The sequence below is a fragment of the Butyrivibrio sp. WCE2006 genome (assembly GCF_000701985.1).
GTDB lineage: Bacteria > Bacillota > Clostridia > Lachnospirales > Lachnospiraceae > Butyrivibrio.
Genome location: NZ_JNKH01000037.1, coordinates 19,344 through 36,219, shown reverse-complemented (window position 1 = coordinate 36,219; position 16,876 = coordinate 19,344). Strand labels below are relative to the sequence as shown.

At 39.9% G+C, this 16,876-nt stretch carries 15 protein-coding genes and 2 pseudogenes; 10 read left to right on the top strand and 7 right to left on the bottom strand.

Going from position 1 to position 16,876, the window contains the following annotated elements; all coding sequences use genetic code 11:
- Positions 1 to 953: MFS transporter (locus tag T501_RS16210; protein WP_044916120.1), on the top strand; the 953-nt coding region annotated here is incomplete at its 5' end.
- A 149-nt stretch (positions 954 to 1,102) separates the two neighbouring features.
- Here the strand turns inward: T501_RS16210 and T501_RS16205 are convergent.
- Complete coding sequence (locus T501_RS16205; protein WP_013282475.1) at positions 1,103 to 1,687, bottom strand: TetR/AcrR family transcriptional regulator; 585 nt, start codon at positions 1,685 to 1,687, stop codon at positions 1,103 to 1,105.
- 164 nt (positions 1,688 to 1,851) lie between these two features.
- Between T501_RS16205 and T501_RS16200 the strand changes: the two genes are divergently transcribed.
- The 5 genes and pseudogenes from T501_RS16200 (at position 1,852) to T501_RS16180 (ending at position 8,292) form a co-directional block, all read left to right on the top strand.
- Positions 1,852 to 3,339: a radical SAM/SPASM domain-containing protein gene (locus T501_RS16200; protein ID WP_044916117.1), complete on the top strand. Its 1,488-nt coding sequence runs from the start codon at positions 1,852 to 1,854 to the stop codon at positions 3,337 to 3,339.
- Between the two features lie 83 nt (positions 3,340 to 3,422).
- Positions 3,423 to 3,551, top strand: a pseudogene (locus tag T501_RS16195) (4Fe-4S ferredoxin); the annotation flags it as partial.
- A gap of 225 nt (positions 3,552 to 3,776) precedes the next feature.
- Entirely contained in the window at positions 3,777 to 5,990 is a 2,214-nt protein-coding gene (locus T501_RS16190) for an EAL domain-containing protein (protein ID WP_026511803.1), read from the top strand.
- A 127-nt stretch (positions 5,991 to 6,117) separates the two neighbouring features.
- On the top strand, positions 6,118 to 7,203 hold the full coding sequence (locus tag T501_RS16185) for a tyrosine-type recombinase/integrase (protein ID WP_024864897.1): 1,086 nt from the start codon (positions 6,118 to 6,120) through the stop codon (positions 7,201 to 7,203).
- A gap of 330 nt (positions 7,204 to 7,533) precedes the next feature.
- A complete protein-coding gene (locus T501_RS16180; RefSeq protein WP_044916111.1) occupies positions 7,534 to 8,292 on the top strand; it encodes an AraC family transcriptional regulator in 759 nt (252 codons plus the stop codon).
- A 207-nt stretch (positions 8,293 to 8,499) separates the two neighbouring features.
- Here the strand turns inward: T501_RS16180 and T501_RS16175 are convergent, their stop codons facing one another.
- Both T501_RS16175 and T501_RS16170 read right to left on the bottom strand, forming a co-directional pair.
- A complete protein-coding gene (locus tag T501_RS16175; protein ID WP_026512080.1) occupies positions 8,500 to 8,805 on the bottom strand; it encodes a type II toxin-antitoxin system PemK/MazF family toxin in 306 nt (101 codons plus the stop codon).
- Positions 8,802 to 9,047, bottom strand: a complete 246-nt coding sequence (locus T501_RS16170) for an AbrB/MazE/SpoVT family DNA-binding domain-containing protein (protein ID WP_026512081.1) — start codon at positions 9,045 to 9,047, stop codon at positions 8,802 to 8,804. Before T501_RS16170 ends, T501_RS16175 begins: the two co-directional genes overlap by 4 nt.
- A 187-nt stretch (positions 9,048 to 9,234) precedes the next feature.
- On the opposite strand from T501_RS16170, the gene T501_RS16165 reads away from it, so the two are divergent.
- A complete protein-coding gene (locus T501_RS16165; RefSeq protein ID WP_044916108.1) occupies positions 9,235 to 9,585 on the top strand; it encodes a hypothetical protein in 351 nt (116 codons plus the stop codon).
- 257 nt (positions 9,586 to 9,842) lie between these two features.
- Here the strand turns inward: T501_RS16165 and T501_RS16160 are convergent, their stop codons facing one another.
- Entirely contained in the window at positions 9,843 to 10,031 is a 189-nt protein-coding gene (locus tag T501_RS16160; RefSeq protein ID WP_044916106.1) for a hypothetical protein, read from the bottom strand.
- A gap of 140 nt (positions 10,032 to 10,171) precedes the next feature.
- Between T501_RS16160 and T501_RS16155 the strand changes: the two genes are divergently transcribed.
- Entirely contained in the window at positions 10,172 to 11,845 is a 1,674-nt protein-coding gene (locus T501_RS16155) for a hypothetical protein (RefSeq protein ID WP_044916104.1), read from the top strand.
- 111 nt (positions 11,846 to 11,956) lie between these two features.
- Here the strand turns inward: T501_RS16155 and T501_RS20990 are convergent.
- Positions 11,957 to 12,172, bottom strand: a pseudogene (locus T501_RS20990) (Txe/YoeB family addiction module toxin); the annotation flags it as partial.
- Positions 12,173 to 12,236: 64 nt separating this feature from the next.
- Positions 12,237 to 12,782, bottom strand: coding sequence for a TIGR01440 family protein (locus T501_RS16150; protein ID WP_026512042.1), 546 nt, complete (start codon positions 12,780 to 12,782; stop codon positions 12,237 to 12,239).
- A gap of 87 nt (positions 12,783 to 12,869) precedes the next feature.
- Between T501_RS16150 and T501_RS16145 the strand changes: the two genes are divergently transcribed.
- Positions 12,870 to 13,943 carry an AAA family ATPase gene (locus T501_RS16145; protein WP_081843216.1) on the top strand — a complete coding sequence of 358 codons (1,074 nt, stop codon included), beginning with the start codon at positions 12,870 to 12,872 and terminating at the stop codon, positions 13,941 to 13,943.
- A 193-nt stretch (positions 13,944 to 14,136) separates the two neighbouring features.
- Positions 14,137 to 14,964: a CPBP family intramembrane glutamic endopeptidase gene (locus T501_RS16140; RefSeq protein ID WP_081843215.1), complete on the top strand. Its 828-nt coding sequence runs from the start codon at positions 14,137 to 14,139 to the stop codon at positions 14,962 to 14,964.
- 349 nt (positions 14,965 to 15,313) lie between these two features.
- On the opposite strand, the gene T501_RS16135 is transcribed toward T501_RS16140, so the two are convergent.
- Complete coding sequence (locus tag T501_RS16135; protein WP_050008360.1) at positions 15,314 to 16,768, bottom strand: prolyl oligopeptidase family serine peptidase; 1,455 nt, start codon at positions 16,766 to 16,768, stop codon at positions 15,314 to 15,316.
- Positions 16,769 to 16,876 lie beyond the last annotated feature (108 nt).

Here is a 16,876-nt window from a genome sequence, read left to right as displayed (position 1 = left end):
GCTATGTAATACAGGTTCTGGCGATTCCTGTACTGGCACTCGTACCTGAACATGGCTGGATTTGGGCCTGCGGTCTTGTGATCCTGGAGCGTATCGGAAAAGCGATAAAAAAGCCTGCCAAAAACACATTGGTAAGCTTTGCGGCAAGCGAGATCGGAACCGGAAAAGGCTTTGCCTATCAGGAGTTTCTGGATCAGCTTGGCGCGTTTCTCGGACCGGTACTGCTTTTTGTAATAGCTCTTGTAAAAGGTACAGACGACCTTTTTACAACATATAGAATCTCTTTTGCGATACTGCTTGTTCCTGCAATGATCACCATAGCTCTTGTTTTGACAGCAAAGATAAGATACCCTGATCCGGAGATCTTTGAAAAGCAGGAAGATAAACCGGCAAGCTTTGAATTCAGGAAGTCATTTGTTCTGTTCATGGCGGCCATCTGCTTTTTTGCTTTTGGCTTTGCAGACTTCACCCTGATCACACTTCATTCGGCTAATACCGGAGCATTTAATGAATCCATGCTCAGCCTGCTATATGCTGGGGCAATGGCTGTGGATGCCTTTGCTGCACTATTCTTTGGCTGGCTTTATGATAAGGTCGGGCTGAAGGCTCTGATCATTTCCACACTATGCAGCACATTCTTCTCATATTTTGTTTTTATGACTGGAAATGCCTGGTTGATCGGAGCTGGGATAATTCTGTGGGGGATTGGAATGGGTGCGCAGGAAAGTATTATGAAAGCAGCTGTCAGCGGAATCGTCCCGCGTTCCATGCGAAGCACCGGTTTCGGAATATTTGAGACAGGATTTGGTATTGCGTGGTTTCTGGGCAGTTGGCTTCTCGGTGCCCTGTATGATTTGAATCCTGTGTATCTTGTCACTGTGTCTGTGGTATCACAGTTTCTGGCGATTGCATTTTATGTTTTATGCCTCCGGTGCAATAAGACAGAGTGCTAACAATTCCAGTTTGCTGGAATGAGCATTATATCCGAATTTTATGTTCTATTGGTGCTAAGGGAATTCCGGGGTCAAGCTTCATATGCGCAAGAATTACTTCGTTTACGCCAGGAAGGATCATTTCTCATGTTAGAAGAGGTCCTTGTTAATTATGGCAGTCTGCTCAAAGCGTTATCAAAGATATTTACGCAGATATCAGCCATTTGTTTTTCGTCTTCCTGCATCCCATCCCTGAACCAGCTTATGAGTATTTGTAAAATGGCAGCTTCGGCAGCAAGTCTGAGATACTTCTTTTCTGGGTCAGCTGTAGGATAGAGCCGCTCTGAGACCGCTTTTTCAAGAAAGAGTTCATTCTGAAGAATTCCGGCTTGGTCAAACAGAGATATTATATCTTTATCGTTTTTGACAGCCCGAAAAATATCTTCGAACCACAGATGTGGGTTTTCGTGCAGTTCGGGCTTTTCGCTGATCTCCGCTATACGCTTTATTATTTCATCCCCAAGCTCATGCAGGATATCTTCTTTATCTGTATAGTTTCGATAGAACGCCGTCCTTGATACTCCTGCACGGCGTACTATCTCGCTGATGGTGATCTTCTCATAAGGGTGTTCGCTCATTAGATGCATAAGCGAAAGCTGCAGACACTCTCTTGTCAGCTGATTGGACTCCTTATTATTCATCCTCAGAACTTCTTTTTTTTGCATTTCTGTTAAAGATTCTTTTGAGCTTTTCATTTTTTCTCCCTCTCGACGTTACAAAAAATGCAAGAATGTAACATCGGTTCACTTAAACGAAATATTGTCATGTCCGATGGTAGAGCCATTGTTATTAATATGCTGTGGCGTTACACTTGTTACATCAGAATAATTGTAGCATCGTTTGGGGAGGCATAACAAGTATGGAATTAGCAAAAAACATTTCTCACAAAGTACAAAGACAGGCTTTTAGCATACTGATTGACAGGTTCCTTGCAAATCTCGATAAAACGGAGAACAGGACTGCTACTTATCTTAAGCTTGTTGACCAGGCAGAGAAATTCTGGGGTAAAGATGGAGCCAGAAAAGAAAGCCTTGATAAAGTAAGAGCGGCATTTAAAGATCCGGATAACAGATGGGTTAAGTTTTTGAATAAAGTAATAGATGAGACAGATCCGCATGTTGCAAAGATGATGATGCTCAATCTTGGCTATGAGGCATTTTTCAGAGGCACAAAAATGATCAGGGCAAACAGGGAAAAATACGGATGCAATATCCCATGGCTTATTCTTTTTGACCCTACAAGCGCCTGCAATATGCACTGTGCGGGATGCTGGTCAGGTACTTATGGACCTAAGCACAATCTGTCTTTTGAAGATATGGACAAAATCGTTACCCAGGGAAAAGAGCTGGGAGTATATCTTTACATGATGACAGGAGGAGAACCTCTTGTAAGGAAGAAAGATATCTTGAAAATGGCAGAAAAGCACAATGATGTTGAGTTCTCTATCTATACCAATTCAACACTTATTGATGAGGATTTCTGTAAAGAAGTTGTAAGGCTTGGAAATCTCACATTCCAGCTTTCTATCGAGGGAACTCCTGAGACTAATGACGCAAGACGTGGCCTTGGTCATTATGATGCAGTAATGAATGCCATGGATCTACTCAAAAAGTACGGAATAGTTTATGGAACTTCCATCTGCTATACAAGAAACAACATCGAGGCAGTGACTGATCCCAAGTTCATCGAGTTCATTGCTGAAAAAGGTGCTAGATTCGGATTTTTCTTCCACTACATGCCGGTTGGAAACAATGCTGTTCCTGAGCTTATGCCTACAGTAGAGCAGCGAAAGAAGATGGTGGATCAGATAAGGTTCCTTAGAAGCGTCAAATGTGACCTGGGATTCTTCCCTATGGACTTCCAGAATGATGGTGAAGCTGTCGGTGGCTGCATCGCAGGCGGAAGAAACTATTTCCACATCAATTCAAGTGGAGATGCTGAACCATGCGTATTTGTCCACTTCTCCAACACCAATATACATACACATTCAATACTTGAGATGCTTCAAAGTCCTCTTTTCATGGAATACCATAAGGGCCAGCCTTTCAATAAGAACCATTTAAGACCGTGCCCTATGCTTGAAAATCCGGCTCTTTTAAGGGATATGGTCGAAAGATCAGAAGCTCATGGTACAAATGAAGAATCCGAAGAAAGTGTTGAGCATCTGTGTGCAAAGTGTGATGATTACGCAAAAGAGTGGGCGCCTGTAGCTGACGATATCTGGGCCGGACAGAAACACTATAAGAAGGCATATGAGAATTATGCAAAAAAGGATGAAAAGCCTCTAAACATAGTTGCATTTAAGCACAAACCCAGACAGCATCACTTTAAACATAAGAGAGCTTAAATGCCTCGAATTTTATAGTATTGTTGTTTCATTTACCCTGTCGAATAAAGTTTTATACTTTTCTTTTTCTGATGCAAGGCAGGTTTACAATGATCGGATGTCCCAAACCGGATGAGGGAGATTACACTGAGAAACTGACAGAAGTTATCAGTAACAAGGACATAAGGGATGTTACTATTGCAAGGATGGAAATGCCATGCTGCGTCGGTCTATGGTGTTCCGATGACTCATATAGCGTCGGAACACTTTTTTTATGTTCTAATGGTGCTGCGTGAATCCCTGGTTCAAGTCCCGTATGCGCATAAGTTAGCAATGCCGGAATACTAGAAGTCGCCTTTATCGATTTGTTATTTATTATTTATCGTATTTTAACATAATAATGTTAGAATGAAGTGTGAGTATCTAAAGCAAAGAACAAACAATAAGGCGAGTGTATCATGAAATCAAAAAGGATCCATACTACTATCAGCATAGCCCTCCTTTTCCTGGTAATCTATCTGGGAGTCTTTTTGACGCCTGTTTATGCCTCGTCTGATTCTCCTGCTACAGAATTTACAGTCGGTGTGCCTGTAGACAGATGTCCTATGTTTTACATTGATAAAGACAACGGCAAGATTGCAGGAATCGGCGTTGATCTTATGGAATCCGCTGCCAAAGAAGCTGGTTTCAATGTCGCATTCAAAGCTATAAGTGAATCAAATCTTAAGGAAGCCCTTGATAGTACTGAGTACGATCTTGTTATGCCCTTTGGAAGTGCTGTTTCAAGTGCATCTGGTCAAGCGACCATCGTATCTGACAATCTCATCCAGACCCCATTTACCCTTGTGACTACAGATAAGCACTCTATTTCTGACATAAATACCATCAGAGTAGGCATGCTAAAATCACAGGGCGGAGTAGCAGAAACTGTAAAGCAGTTATACCCTGGAATAACGATAAACCTTTACAATTCCATGGCTGATTGCATTAAAGCGCTTAGAAATGAAGAGGTAGATGCACTTTTACATAACTCATATGCGTGGAGCTATGTGCTTCAAAAGCCATCCTATAATGATCTTAAAGTACAGCCTTCTGCCATGTTTTCAATGGATTTTCGTGCCGGAACTCTTGAAACCCCAGAGGGAAAAAAACGAATTGAACTTCTGAACGAAGGAATTGCAGCTATTCCTGAAACCAAAAAACAGGCTATAGCCCTTGATTACACTACCAGAGATCTTTATGTATATACTTTTGAAGACTATCTCTACCAATATAAATACTTCCTTATTATTGGGACTATCCTTTTTGCTGCTCTTGTTATAATGCTTGTCCTAAGACAGAAAGCATATTTTGAAGAGCAGAAGGAAAAGATGCGGATAATGGAGGATATCGATCCTCTCACTGGTGTGCTCAGCCACAATGGATTCCGTAAAAAAGTTGAGGAACTACTCACTAACAACCCTGATACACCGTATACGATATCCTATAACAACATAAAAGACTTTAAGTTCATCAACGACAGCTTTGGCTGGAAGGCCGGAGATGAGCTGTTAAAATTTTGGACTGAGAGAAGCCTTGAAGTACTTACCGATAAAGAAGCTATAGGAAGGTATGATGGAGATCATTTTGTTATCCTTCGATGTATTGGCGGCAATGAACAGATTCTTCAGGATGAAAAATATATTTTGACTCCTGTTCGCAATTATTTTAGCGATCGTGGAAAAGACTTTGTTGTAAGGCTCTGCTCTGGTATTTATGTTCTTATGCCTGATGACTATAAAGACATAAACGTGGATAAGATGCTTGATTATGCCCGCATTGCAGAAAGAAAAGTCAGAGAATCCAAGAAAGAAGGATTTGAGTTTTATAACCCAAAGCAGTGGGACATGGGAAGGAAAAGTGCCGGTATCGCAAGTCGCCTTCCTGCAGCTATTGAGTCTGGGGAAATACAAGTATGGTATCAGCCACAGGTCAACTATAAGACTGGGATGATAACTGGTGCAGAGGCTCTTTGCCGCTGGAAAAGCAAGAAGGATGGAAACATTTCTCCGGGAGAATTTATTCCGGTTTTGGAAGATGCTGGGCTTATCTATGATCTTGACTGTCACGTTTGGGACACTGTGTGTAAGGATTTGAAGCGATGGAATGATCAGGGCAGACAACTGTGTGTATCAGTAAACCTATCAAGACTTGATATAGTAAAGAACCCTGATGTAGCCGACCACTTTAATACATTAAAAGAGTTCTATAACCTATTGCCTGGTCAACTTCGTATTGAGATAACGGAAAGCGCATATGTCGAAAACTCCGATACCATCATCAAAACAACAACCAAACTTCGTGAAGCAGGCTTTGAAGTTGAAATGGACGACTTTGGAAGTGGTTACTCATCACTGAATATGTTAAAAGAAGTTATCCTTGATCGCATAAAGCTTGATCTTCGATTTATTACCGGTTCAGGTGACCAAAAGATGGGTCGGACAATACTTAGCTACATGGTCCAGATGATCCATGCTATTGGAACTTCTATTATCGCAGAAGGTGTTGAGACACTGGAACAGGCTGATTTCCTCGGAAGTCTTGGATGTGAGGAAATGCAGGGATATTATTTCTACAAGCCTATGCCGGTAGATGAGTTTGAAGAATTAACGGAATATCCAACAAAGAAATAAAGCCAATAAAGAACGATGTCAGACAGGGGGTCCACCTCCCGCTGGAACGCGTTGCTAACGCAAATATCATTGCACAAAATTCCTCTTTTGTGTTACGATTATTTTAGAAAAGCGGAGGAGTTAAGTCATGGGTGAAAATTCAGAATATTACAATTCATTGAGGCAGAAACGCCGTAAAGATACTGAAAGCATTAAAAACATTCTTCCTCAGCATACACATGGATTTGTTGAGGAATGTCTTCTCAAATATCAGGAAAGCACCGCTTTAAATTATGCGCAGGATATTCTATTTTTCTACGGATTTCTCAAGGAAAAGAATCCCCTGTGCAAGAATCTTGAAATCAAAGATATCCCCTTTGAAGTTGTCGAAAATCTTGGTCCTCAGGACATCAATGAATTCCAAAATTATGTTGCATCAGGCCACAAACCGGATAAAAAAGGCAATGTAAAGCCTGCTAAAGAACGTGCAATTGCAAGAAAAATGGCGGCTGTACGGAATTACTATAAATATCTGATCAAATATGACTATCTTAAGATTGATCCCACAGTGAAAGCTGCTGTAAAGAAGAAAGAAAAGGTAAAGAAAGATATCCGAAGGCTGTATCCTGACCAGGTTCAGCTTCTAATGGATTCTGTCGCAGCTGTGAATTCTGCTAGTTACCATTCCAAAGTCATGTCTGAACCTACTGCAAAAAGAGATCTGGCCATTGTAACTCTTCTGTTAAATACTGGAATCCGCGTCTCGGAATGTGCAGGGCTTGATCTTTCAGATATAAATTTTGATGAAAATACAATTACTATCGTCAGAAAAGGCGGCGATGAAGATCATCTCTACATAAACGAGATTATCCGGAATACGCTGAGGGATTATATCAATCATGAACGCCCTACCCTACTCAATGATTCTGAAGAACCTGCTCTCTTCATATCTCTTCAGCATAAGCGTTTATCGATTAGAAGCATCCAATATATGATTTCAAAATATGGAAAAAACACAGGACTTACTCAAAAGCTCACCCCTCATAAGCTCCGTAGAACTTATGGTACAGCGCTTTATAACAGAACCAGTGATATTTATATGGTTGCTGATGTTCTGGGACATAAAGACGTAAATACAACTGTTAAACACTATGCTGCTATAGAAGAAGAACATAAAAGACAGGCATCTCAGGTAGACGTTTATGGAACTGATGATAACCAGGATAATGATTAAATTGCACACACTACAGTGCCCGGTTTTTTACAATTTTAGCTTTAATCCATGCGGCTTTTTACAGATTTTTCTTTAAAAGTACGGCTTTTTACATTTTCAAGCTTTATTTTTTTAAGTTAAAAAGTGTAAAAAGTCGTATTTTTGACTTTTTACACTCCTATCTTTAAACATATTACAAGTTTAGTTTAAACCGACATTTGTTCTGATCTGATTTATTTATACTCTCAAGAGCTCATTATAAATATCAATTTTCTCATGTTTTTATAAATAATATGTGGTAAAATATTAACCGGTTCAAAAGTTAGGGAATACCGGTTCAGAGGAAATATCATGCCAAAAAGAATATCAAATCCAAATGCACAGGTAGCTCTTAAGGATTTCATAGGCAGGGAAAACAACTATATTCATTTTGAATACGAAGATGAAATGAAGCAGTACGAAATGATGAAGAATGGCGACCCAGGAGCCGCCGATGAAAGTCACAAAATGATGGCAGAAAACACTTCAACTCTTGCCGATGATCCTGTTACCAATATGAAATATCTCATGATCTGCAACGCTACTCTCATGACAAGGTTCGCCATTGAGGGCGGCCTTAACTCAGAAACCGCCTACAACACAAGTGACCTTTACATCTATAACATGAACAAATGTACCACAGTACAGGAAGTTCTGGATCTGCATTACGAGATGGTCACATTCTTTACCAAGCAGATGCAGAAGCTGAAAAAACAGAATGTCTACTCAAGGCAGGTTATTCTCTGCATGGACTATATCGACCATCACCTGCATGAAAGCATCCGCCTGGATGACCTTGCTGCTTTCGTAAAGCTCAATAATAACTATTTCTCTACTCTGTTCAAAAAAGAAACAGGATATACTGTATCCGAGTATATCCTGTCCCGAAAGCTTGAAGTCGCAGAGAACATGCTGCGCTTTTCTGATTATTCATGCGCTGAAATAAGCAGCTTTCTTGCGTTTAATTCCCAAAGCTATTTTACGCAATGTTTCAAAGAAAAGAACAGCTGCACTCCGGCTGCATTCCGAAAAGCCCATTTTAACAAGCATATTAAGGGGCGGCATAAATAACTCCCGGTATAACTTACTCGTCCCCAAACGACACAAATCGAGAAATGCCGTATTTTTTGCACCGGACAAGGTATGTCTGGTCCAATATTATTAAATCCATGAGTTATTATATACATAGTAAAAGCAGCGTACAATCCATAATCCGAATCATACACTGCTAATATATTCCCACTAAAGAAATCTCACTGATTCCATGTTGATTCATTTTCAGATGTAGTCAAAGATTCCTTGGATAGCGTCTGTGATATTAATAATGTCAGGATAATGTATCCTATCAATCTTTGAATAACCCCTGATATTCAAATCAAGGAGTGCCATTTTTTCACATTGCACATAACCTTCTACGTCTTCAGTTTTGATATGAATATGTAAAGGCCCGGCTTCTCCTTTTTCAAAAATAGGACAGCCAATTATTTCATGAGTCTGATTAAAAAAATCCTTACTTACAACAAGAACCGGCTTCTTGATATGCTCAATCTTAAGAATATCCCCCTGATGCAATTCTTCCTTCATTCCCAAATCTCTCTTCCTACCGGTTCACCCCAGCCAAATTCGCCGTCTAAATGGAGCTGCCCACCAAATTCTGCAGCACGTTCTTCCAGTGTTCTATGTCTAAATGGTTTAACAAGCATTATCATGCCATTAGATACCTTGACATCGAGAACATCATCAACCGAAACAGCTGCCTCCTGAAGCACTTCTTTGGGTATTCTAATTCCCTGACTATTTCCCCATGCTTTAACCTTAGCCTGCATAAGCAATACCTCCTCTTTGTATATACATTGTATATCCCCGGGGCAAAAAAATCAACTTATTCATCATTCAGGTTAGTACATTCTTGCTTATTATTTGTTGCTTCATTTGCTGAGTTAGCCAGTTAGATGCATCAGAGAAGCAAACATAAATCCATATACTATAGAAGCTGAAAGAGACAGCATCTGCATGGGCGATGACTGTAATGCACCGCATTATGTGCATCTTGAATATAATCCTAATCAGCTTTTGTCAGAATGGATGCTGAATACTGTTCTTGGATATGTTCCGATCATGAGAGGATGCGTTTGGGTAGTTTTTAGTGGTAATAGGTGCAACAAAAAGCTACTTGGTTACTTGGTCGGAGATAAAGAAACAGATAAATATTCAGTAGAGCTAGTTCGTGATGACGAATTTATGGGACTTCTGAATATTAAAGAAATATTCTGCGACTACTATTATCCTTCTTATTTCACAAGCGAAAAATACTTAAAGCTGCCTACTTTGTTGGAAAGAGTTAGGCTTAGCGTAGAAGGATGATCACTCATAATAAAAAGCCCGGTCAGAAACACTCTTTGTAGTCTGTGAATTCTGTCCAGGCTTTTATGACATTGTTGTCAAAATAATGAAAATTCCGCAAAATACTGGCATAACAAATATAAATTGACACACTTGTCATGAAATCATTTTGTGTGCAACTACCTCAGATAAGAGTTGTGGCAATCATAAATGCCATTAAGAATGATTATGTTTTCTTCATTTTTGCCTCCTTTTTAGAAAAACATTTTTGAAGCACACTAATTTCCGGCTTCCTTTCTCGCCTTTTTATCCGCATACGTTTTTTCATCAGCTCTGTCCATCAGATTCTGAACATCAATAGCTTTATTTATCACGCCGCCGGCGCTTCCGATACTGGCAGCTATCTTATATTCTTTATTTGCAACATTTTCTTTTGACTTCAGGAACACATCGAGCCTGCTTCTCACAGTGTCCGCGGACAGCTCCACATCACAGTCTGTGATACGTGTGATAAAACAATGATAGAAGGATTGCTAATCTGTTTCTGTAATCAAAACAGATAGAGAAATCAAATATGAAAAGGTCAATTTTGAGGGAGGTTAATTTTATGAAGTCCAGAATCATTTCTTTGTTACTATCAACAGCATTAACCGTATCAATCATCGCAGGCTGTGGAAATGCCAATACAGGTAATTCCAACACAGAAGCTTCCACTACTACAGAGGCTCCCGCAGACAGCACAGAAACTGACAAGCAGGCTGAAGATACAGCCGATAGTGCTGACAGCACAGAAAGCTCAGCTACAGAAGACAGTTCTGCAACAGACGATAGCCAGGAACAGGCTGCAGACTCCGGAAAAAAGTCTTTACCTGCTTCTTTCGAAGAGCTGATTAGCTCTCTTCACGCAGGACAGTCCTACGCTTATGCTCCTATCTGTGAAGGAGAGGATGCTCTTCTGGTAACAAGCTATGTTTTTGATGATCTTGAAGGTCATTTGGGTACTTACGAAGCTACTATTTTTATGAAAAAAGACAATGCCATTGAAAAGGTTACTACTGTTCAAAGTGGCGGCACAGCTTACCCGATCGCTGTTGCGGATAACAACAGTCTCATTCTTCCCATGCGAAACTCCATAACAAAGGGATATGTAAGCAAGGAGACCGGCGAGTTCGTTATTACAGACGAAGCGAATGTAGATTATATAAATGCTGAAGATGGTGAGTATCATAACTACAAGGAAGGCGCCTCTGAGCTGCCGGCAGATTCTTCCTTATTTGATGAGCTAAGCGATACATATCAAAATTCAGAAATAATAAGCTTCGAAAAGGCCGGTGTATCAGATGATGGCACGCCTAACCTTTCAGGAGCTGTATACGCAGCATACAACGAGGATGAGCAGTACAATGTTTTAAACTACTATATTTTTAATGACGAGACCTCCGGTTCTACACAGACACACGATGGCGTTTCAGGTGTACCCTTCACCTATGAGCAAACCGGTGACGATCTCATATTCCACTTCGCATCTGCTGATGATACAACCGAAGCAAAATATAGCTGGAATGAGGGCGCTTATCCGATGATAACCTTTACCGGAGATAATAAACCCGAAACTGAAAAAATATATATTTCATGCCTTGGTAACCAGGATCCCGAAACCTTTGATGCTGAAAAATACTATGACAACGACAATAACCTTCTTATGCAGGTCAAGAGCTTTGATAAAACTTCACTTACAGGTGACCTGTATCGCGATGAAAGAATTAAGGCTGAATATGTTGATAATGCAAAAGAAAACGACATCATCTACTCTATAAACGGAACACCCTTTACTGTTGTTTCTTTTGAAGAGGCCAACAAAGAGGTCAAATACGGAACCGATGAAGAATTCAAGAAGGACTGCATAGGTACGACAAGGTTTGATGGTTTCCTCGTAAAAAAAGGTGATGACGACTTATATTGTGCTCTCGAGAAGGAAGATTATTCCGAAGAATACAATGTTGTTTATATGCTGAATGATGGTGCTATAAGAAAACTCGTCGAAGAAAATGTGACCTTCAAGATCAAGGAAAACTGTGAAATCATCCTTCAGAAATTTGTCAAAGATGGCGACATCGAAAATCTCACAGAAGAATATCTTGTCGGAAGAGAATTCAAAGGAGACAACTATCCCGGATGGTCAGATAATGCTGATGAGTACTATATGACCACCAGTATGCTTGTAGAACTTGGGGTAATTGACGGTGAGCTTTATACTATTGTTCAGAAATATGTGCCTTAATTAAGTAAAAATCGATATTATAAAAAGTGTGTAAGTAAATTTTTTGCATTAACTTACACACTTTTTAGTTTATATGAACATAAAACATTTAGAAAAAAGAGGATTGAATTCTCAATCCTCATAATGTCCCTTGCAGGCAGCTATTATTATATTTCCACTTTCTTCCTTGTAAACAAGGCGATTTTTATCATCAATTCTTCTGCTCCACCAACCTGATAATTCATTCTTTAAAGGCTCTGGCTTGCCTATTCCTTCAAATGGAGTTCTCTGAGTATCTTTGATAAGAGAATTTATCCGTTTTAGTGTTTTCTTATCCTGAGTCTGCCAAAGATATTGTCAACACATTGTAATTACACTTGTTTGGAACCAATATCCCCAATGAAAACCATTCTTATTCCAGCGACTCATCATACTTCGCGCGTATTCCGCCTATAAATTTAGGACGTACTCTGGCAGCGGTGATATGCGCCTGACCAATCTCTTTATTTTCCAGTCTAAGGGGAACTGCCACCTTTTTAAGATGCATTCCAATGAGAGTATCGCCGATATCAAGACCTGCATCAGCTCTTATTTCCTCAACTGCAACGGGATGTTCAAAGGTCTTGTATGCAGTTGTCGCAAAGGAACCACCGGCCTTGGGCTGAGGAACCACGTTGACTATATCCTGTCCGGGCACAGCGTCAGCCTCAATTATTATAGCTCTGTTAAGATGCTCACAGCACTGAGCTGCAAGATAAACACCATACTTTTGGGTAACGGAATAAATTCCTGCAAAAACTGCTTCCGCAGCTTCAAGATTAGAACCGGTGCCGATTGTATCACCGCATACTTCCGATGTTGAGCATCCGATAACAAGTATCTGGCCTTTATGGAGTCCTGCCTTTTCACATAATTCTTCAGTAACTGTTGCTGCCTGCTTTGTAAGTTCCTCGTACATTTTCCACCTCTGATAACTTTGATATGAAGTCCGAAACAACGCTCTTGTTCCGGCTAAAGATCTAAATTTGTTTTTTAGTACAGAGTAATTATCGTAAGCCTCGGTGAATTTGTCAAACCGCGAGGCAACTCTGAAATAAATTGCTCGTCAATTTTCAGAATATTTCCCCAACAAACATATTTTATCATAGAAAACCGTCAACCGCTCATCCTTCAGCAGAGGGTTGATGCCATCCCATTCTTATTTGACGATGTGTCAGCTAATGAACCGACAGAGTTCAAGCTATTTTTCTTAACAGGAAGCAACCTATACTGCTACTATATTGCCCTAAAGGATGATGAAGTAGTTTCTGAGTCACTGACTCGTAAAGCTGTCACTGCTAAGAAAACTGCCGAGCTTTTTGACCGCGAAATGAATGATATTACCCTCGGATACAGTATCAACAAAAAAAGCATCAACAAAAATGTAAATCCGAAGATGCCCTATCTTTCATTCCTTGCCATCAACTACGATATCCCTGAAATCAGCGAAGTAATGACCTGGTTTGAAAGTTGCATCATCAGAAGCTACGCAAATCCGATGGTTGAGCACCAAATCATGCTGGAAAAGTATACAGAAAATAAGAGCCAGTTCATCAGTGCTCTGAACGATATGGATATTGACATTACAGATTACCGCTATGATGAAGACAGTAAACAGCTTTACATGAAGCGCAGGTTTGGAAAAAAGGAATATGAGCTGTCATTCACAGAAGAATCAGATGGAACAAAGAAGCTTATCTCCGCTCTACCAGTTATCCTACTAGCTCTACGTGAAGGAAGACTTGTCATCATTGACGAGCTTGATGCCAAACTCCACCCGAAGCTTCTGCGTTATGTGATCCTTCTTTTTAAAAATAAAGAGATAAACAGTAACGGTGCTCAGTTGCTTTTCACTTCCCATGATATGTCGACTATGAAAAACTCCATCTTCCGCCGTGATGAAATCTGGTTTGCAGCAAAAAATGAAGCACACGAAAGTGATGTATATTCTTTACATGAAATGAGAAGCGAGGACGGAACACTAATCAAGAATACAGCCTCCTATGACAAGCAATACCTTGAAGGCCGCTACGGCGCAGATCCCTATCTTCAGAACATGCTGGGAGGTGCGTTCAAATGAGTCTGAAACCAGCAAAGAAGAGCGATCAGAGCAAAAGCTGGATGCAGCCAAGACGTGACCGCCATAAGATGATTCAGCCAGAATAGCAGCGGTTTGTTGGACATGTGTTGGACATCGTTGTTTATATTTAAATTGCTAATTGTGAAATAGATGTATAAGTCTATGCATCAGGAGTTTCTTATAAGGGGGAAAAATGAATACAAAGAACAGTGTATCGGGGCCAAAACAAATTTTACTGCTTCTGGTATTGACCTTTGGCAGCTTTTTGCTAGCGCAGCTAGTGGTGGGGCTTATTTTTATGCTTCCGCTTAGCAGTGCGGGACTTGATTCAACCACTGCCTTTACAATAGGTGGAATCGTTGGTTCGCTGCTCGTACTGGCTCTATGGTACAAAATAAATTCGGCAACATACCGCTTTATGCCAACAAACAGCGAGTTGACCGGTTCTTTTTTTCTTTTAAGTCCATTCGTTGTTTATTGGATATTGTTATTTGGTTCATACGGCATTCTTGCCGGATCTGTACCGTTTGTGAGAATAGACAGAACTCTCATTATGATGAGCATAATGGCAGGAATGTCTGAGGAAATAGTTTTCAGGGAAATCGCTATATCATATATGACCAAAATCTGGAGAAGCGAGAAGGTTATCCCTGTTATCGCACTTCTTTCAGGATTATTGTTTGGAATCACTCATCTAAGTAACTCTATGGTTAAAGGAGATGTTGAAGGTACTGTTTATCAGACAGTATTATGCATTATGACAGGCATCTTTTTCGGAGCTATATATTTAAGAAAAGGAAATGTATGGGTTCTGATGCTTGTGCATGTTATCCATGATATTCTCGCCATGTCAGCGGCAGAAGGTGTCAGAAGAGCTGGTATTACAGATCTTCCTTTATGGACAGAGATTTTTATCTTGGTGATAGAGGCATCACTTGCACTATACGGTTTATATCTGATAAGACCTTCTAAGAGAGAAGAAATAATAAAATTCTGGGACTACAAATGGTCCAGAGAATAATACATGATGTCGTGTGATGTTTTTTGTTGAACGATAGTCACATTTGTGACTATCGTATTTGTGTCTGCGTTAGTTTTCGGAAGTCGGAAGTCTATTTTCTCTTTGTAATTTCAAAAAACCATAACCATGACAGCTTCCTGTTAAGAAGATACAGCACTGTAGCTATAGCGTAAGCAATGATATATATGATCAAAATCGAGCCAATTATCATCCATATAGGTAACCTGGAAGGAACCAAAAAAGGATAAGGAATCATATTCATTGGCATAACTTCTGATGTGAAAAGCTGAATAATTACGAGTCCGGTTTACACCATCGCTTACCCCTTTTTTTGCATAGCATTGCTTTTTTATTTTATAGATCTTTTTTGCTCAGACATCCACTGCCACATGTTTACACCATTTTCTTCGCACTCGTTATTGAAGAAATAGATCCATGACCAGTGTCCCATAAACTGGTAAGCTCCTCCATCCGGAGAGTTATATTTACCTGAAGTATCATGAACATCCTTGAAAATACTGGTGTGGATGTTTGCTCCAATGTCTCTTAGTCTTTTAATGGTAGGTACTTCAAAATTAGCAGGATCAACGGTTGTATCATTTTCTGCATAAATAAACCATATGGGTAGACTCTTTATTTTTTCAAGTTGCTCATCTGTAATTCCCGAGTTCGTGTAGGCTTCGCAGATGGGATAAGCGGCTGCAAAGAAATCAGGATAATTCATGATCATATCCATAGTCATATATCCGCCATTTGAGCATCCTCCGATTATGATTCTGTCTGAATCAATGTTTGAGTGAGATGAAACATAATCATCAATAAGAGCCTTTAGGTCATGTAGATAAATGGAGTCTACACCTTTGTTATCCATCCAGTTTCCATTCTCATCATACTGCATCCAGAATGAGGGGCACTGAGGTGCAAGGACGTAAGCACCTCCCATTGTAGTTTGAAATTTATCACTAAAAAGAGCTGTAACTTCATTGCCAAGAGTATTGATCTTTGGATCGGCACCGCCTTCTCCGGCGCCGTGAAGCCAGATTACAAGAGGATGCTTGGCGTTATCTTCTTTAACTTCATAAGAAGCATAGCAAATCTTGTGGCCTTGGGGGCCTTCAAAGACACTGGAAATATCTGTTTTTGCAAGCTGAGGATAAACAGCATTATCAAAATCTATTGTTTCTGATACATTTAATTCAGAGATTTCTTCTCCGGTTTCTGTTGAAAGTGTTGCACCATTTTTTAAATTGACCTTCAAATTGTAAGGAGAGCAGATAGTGTTGTTTCCTTTGAAAAGATCATAGCAAAAAGGCGATCCCTCATCGGGGCTGTAATTTAGCTCTATAGTAACGAAATTGGATGAATCTTTTTTCTCACCGTTTTCATCACTTGTATAGGCTGCTACCACACCTCTGCTGGTTTCTGATTCAATATGCTTGCTCGCATCCTCTTTGGAATTGGGAGTAAGTGCAGCCCAGTTAAAGCTTTCCTTTAATTCAATGACATTGAAATCCTCAGCATTTACAGAATCATTTTTTATTGTATCTGATAATTCCAAAATGGTTTTTACAACAGCGGGTCCCCAATCCTGCCCTTCAACGACTACCTTTTGAGTTCCGGTTAAAATGCTTCCCATATCACTACCTCCAAGTGCATTATTGTCTTTTTCATCGGATTCTTTTTTTTCTTCAATCTTTAAATCGGCGTATTTGGCTCTTGCAGATGGACCATAAGAATTTGCGCAGCCGGTCATGCTAAGTGAAAAAGTCATCACTATTAAGATTGATACTATTTTGTTTTTCAATTGTATACCTCCCTAATACATTAAAACTACTTCATTAGAATAGTTGAAAGTAGGACATAGAAAAAGAGCCATAATTTGACATTTTATATCCTTTTTTTTACACAACAA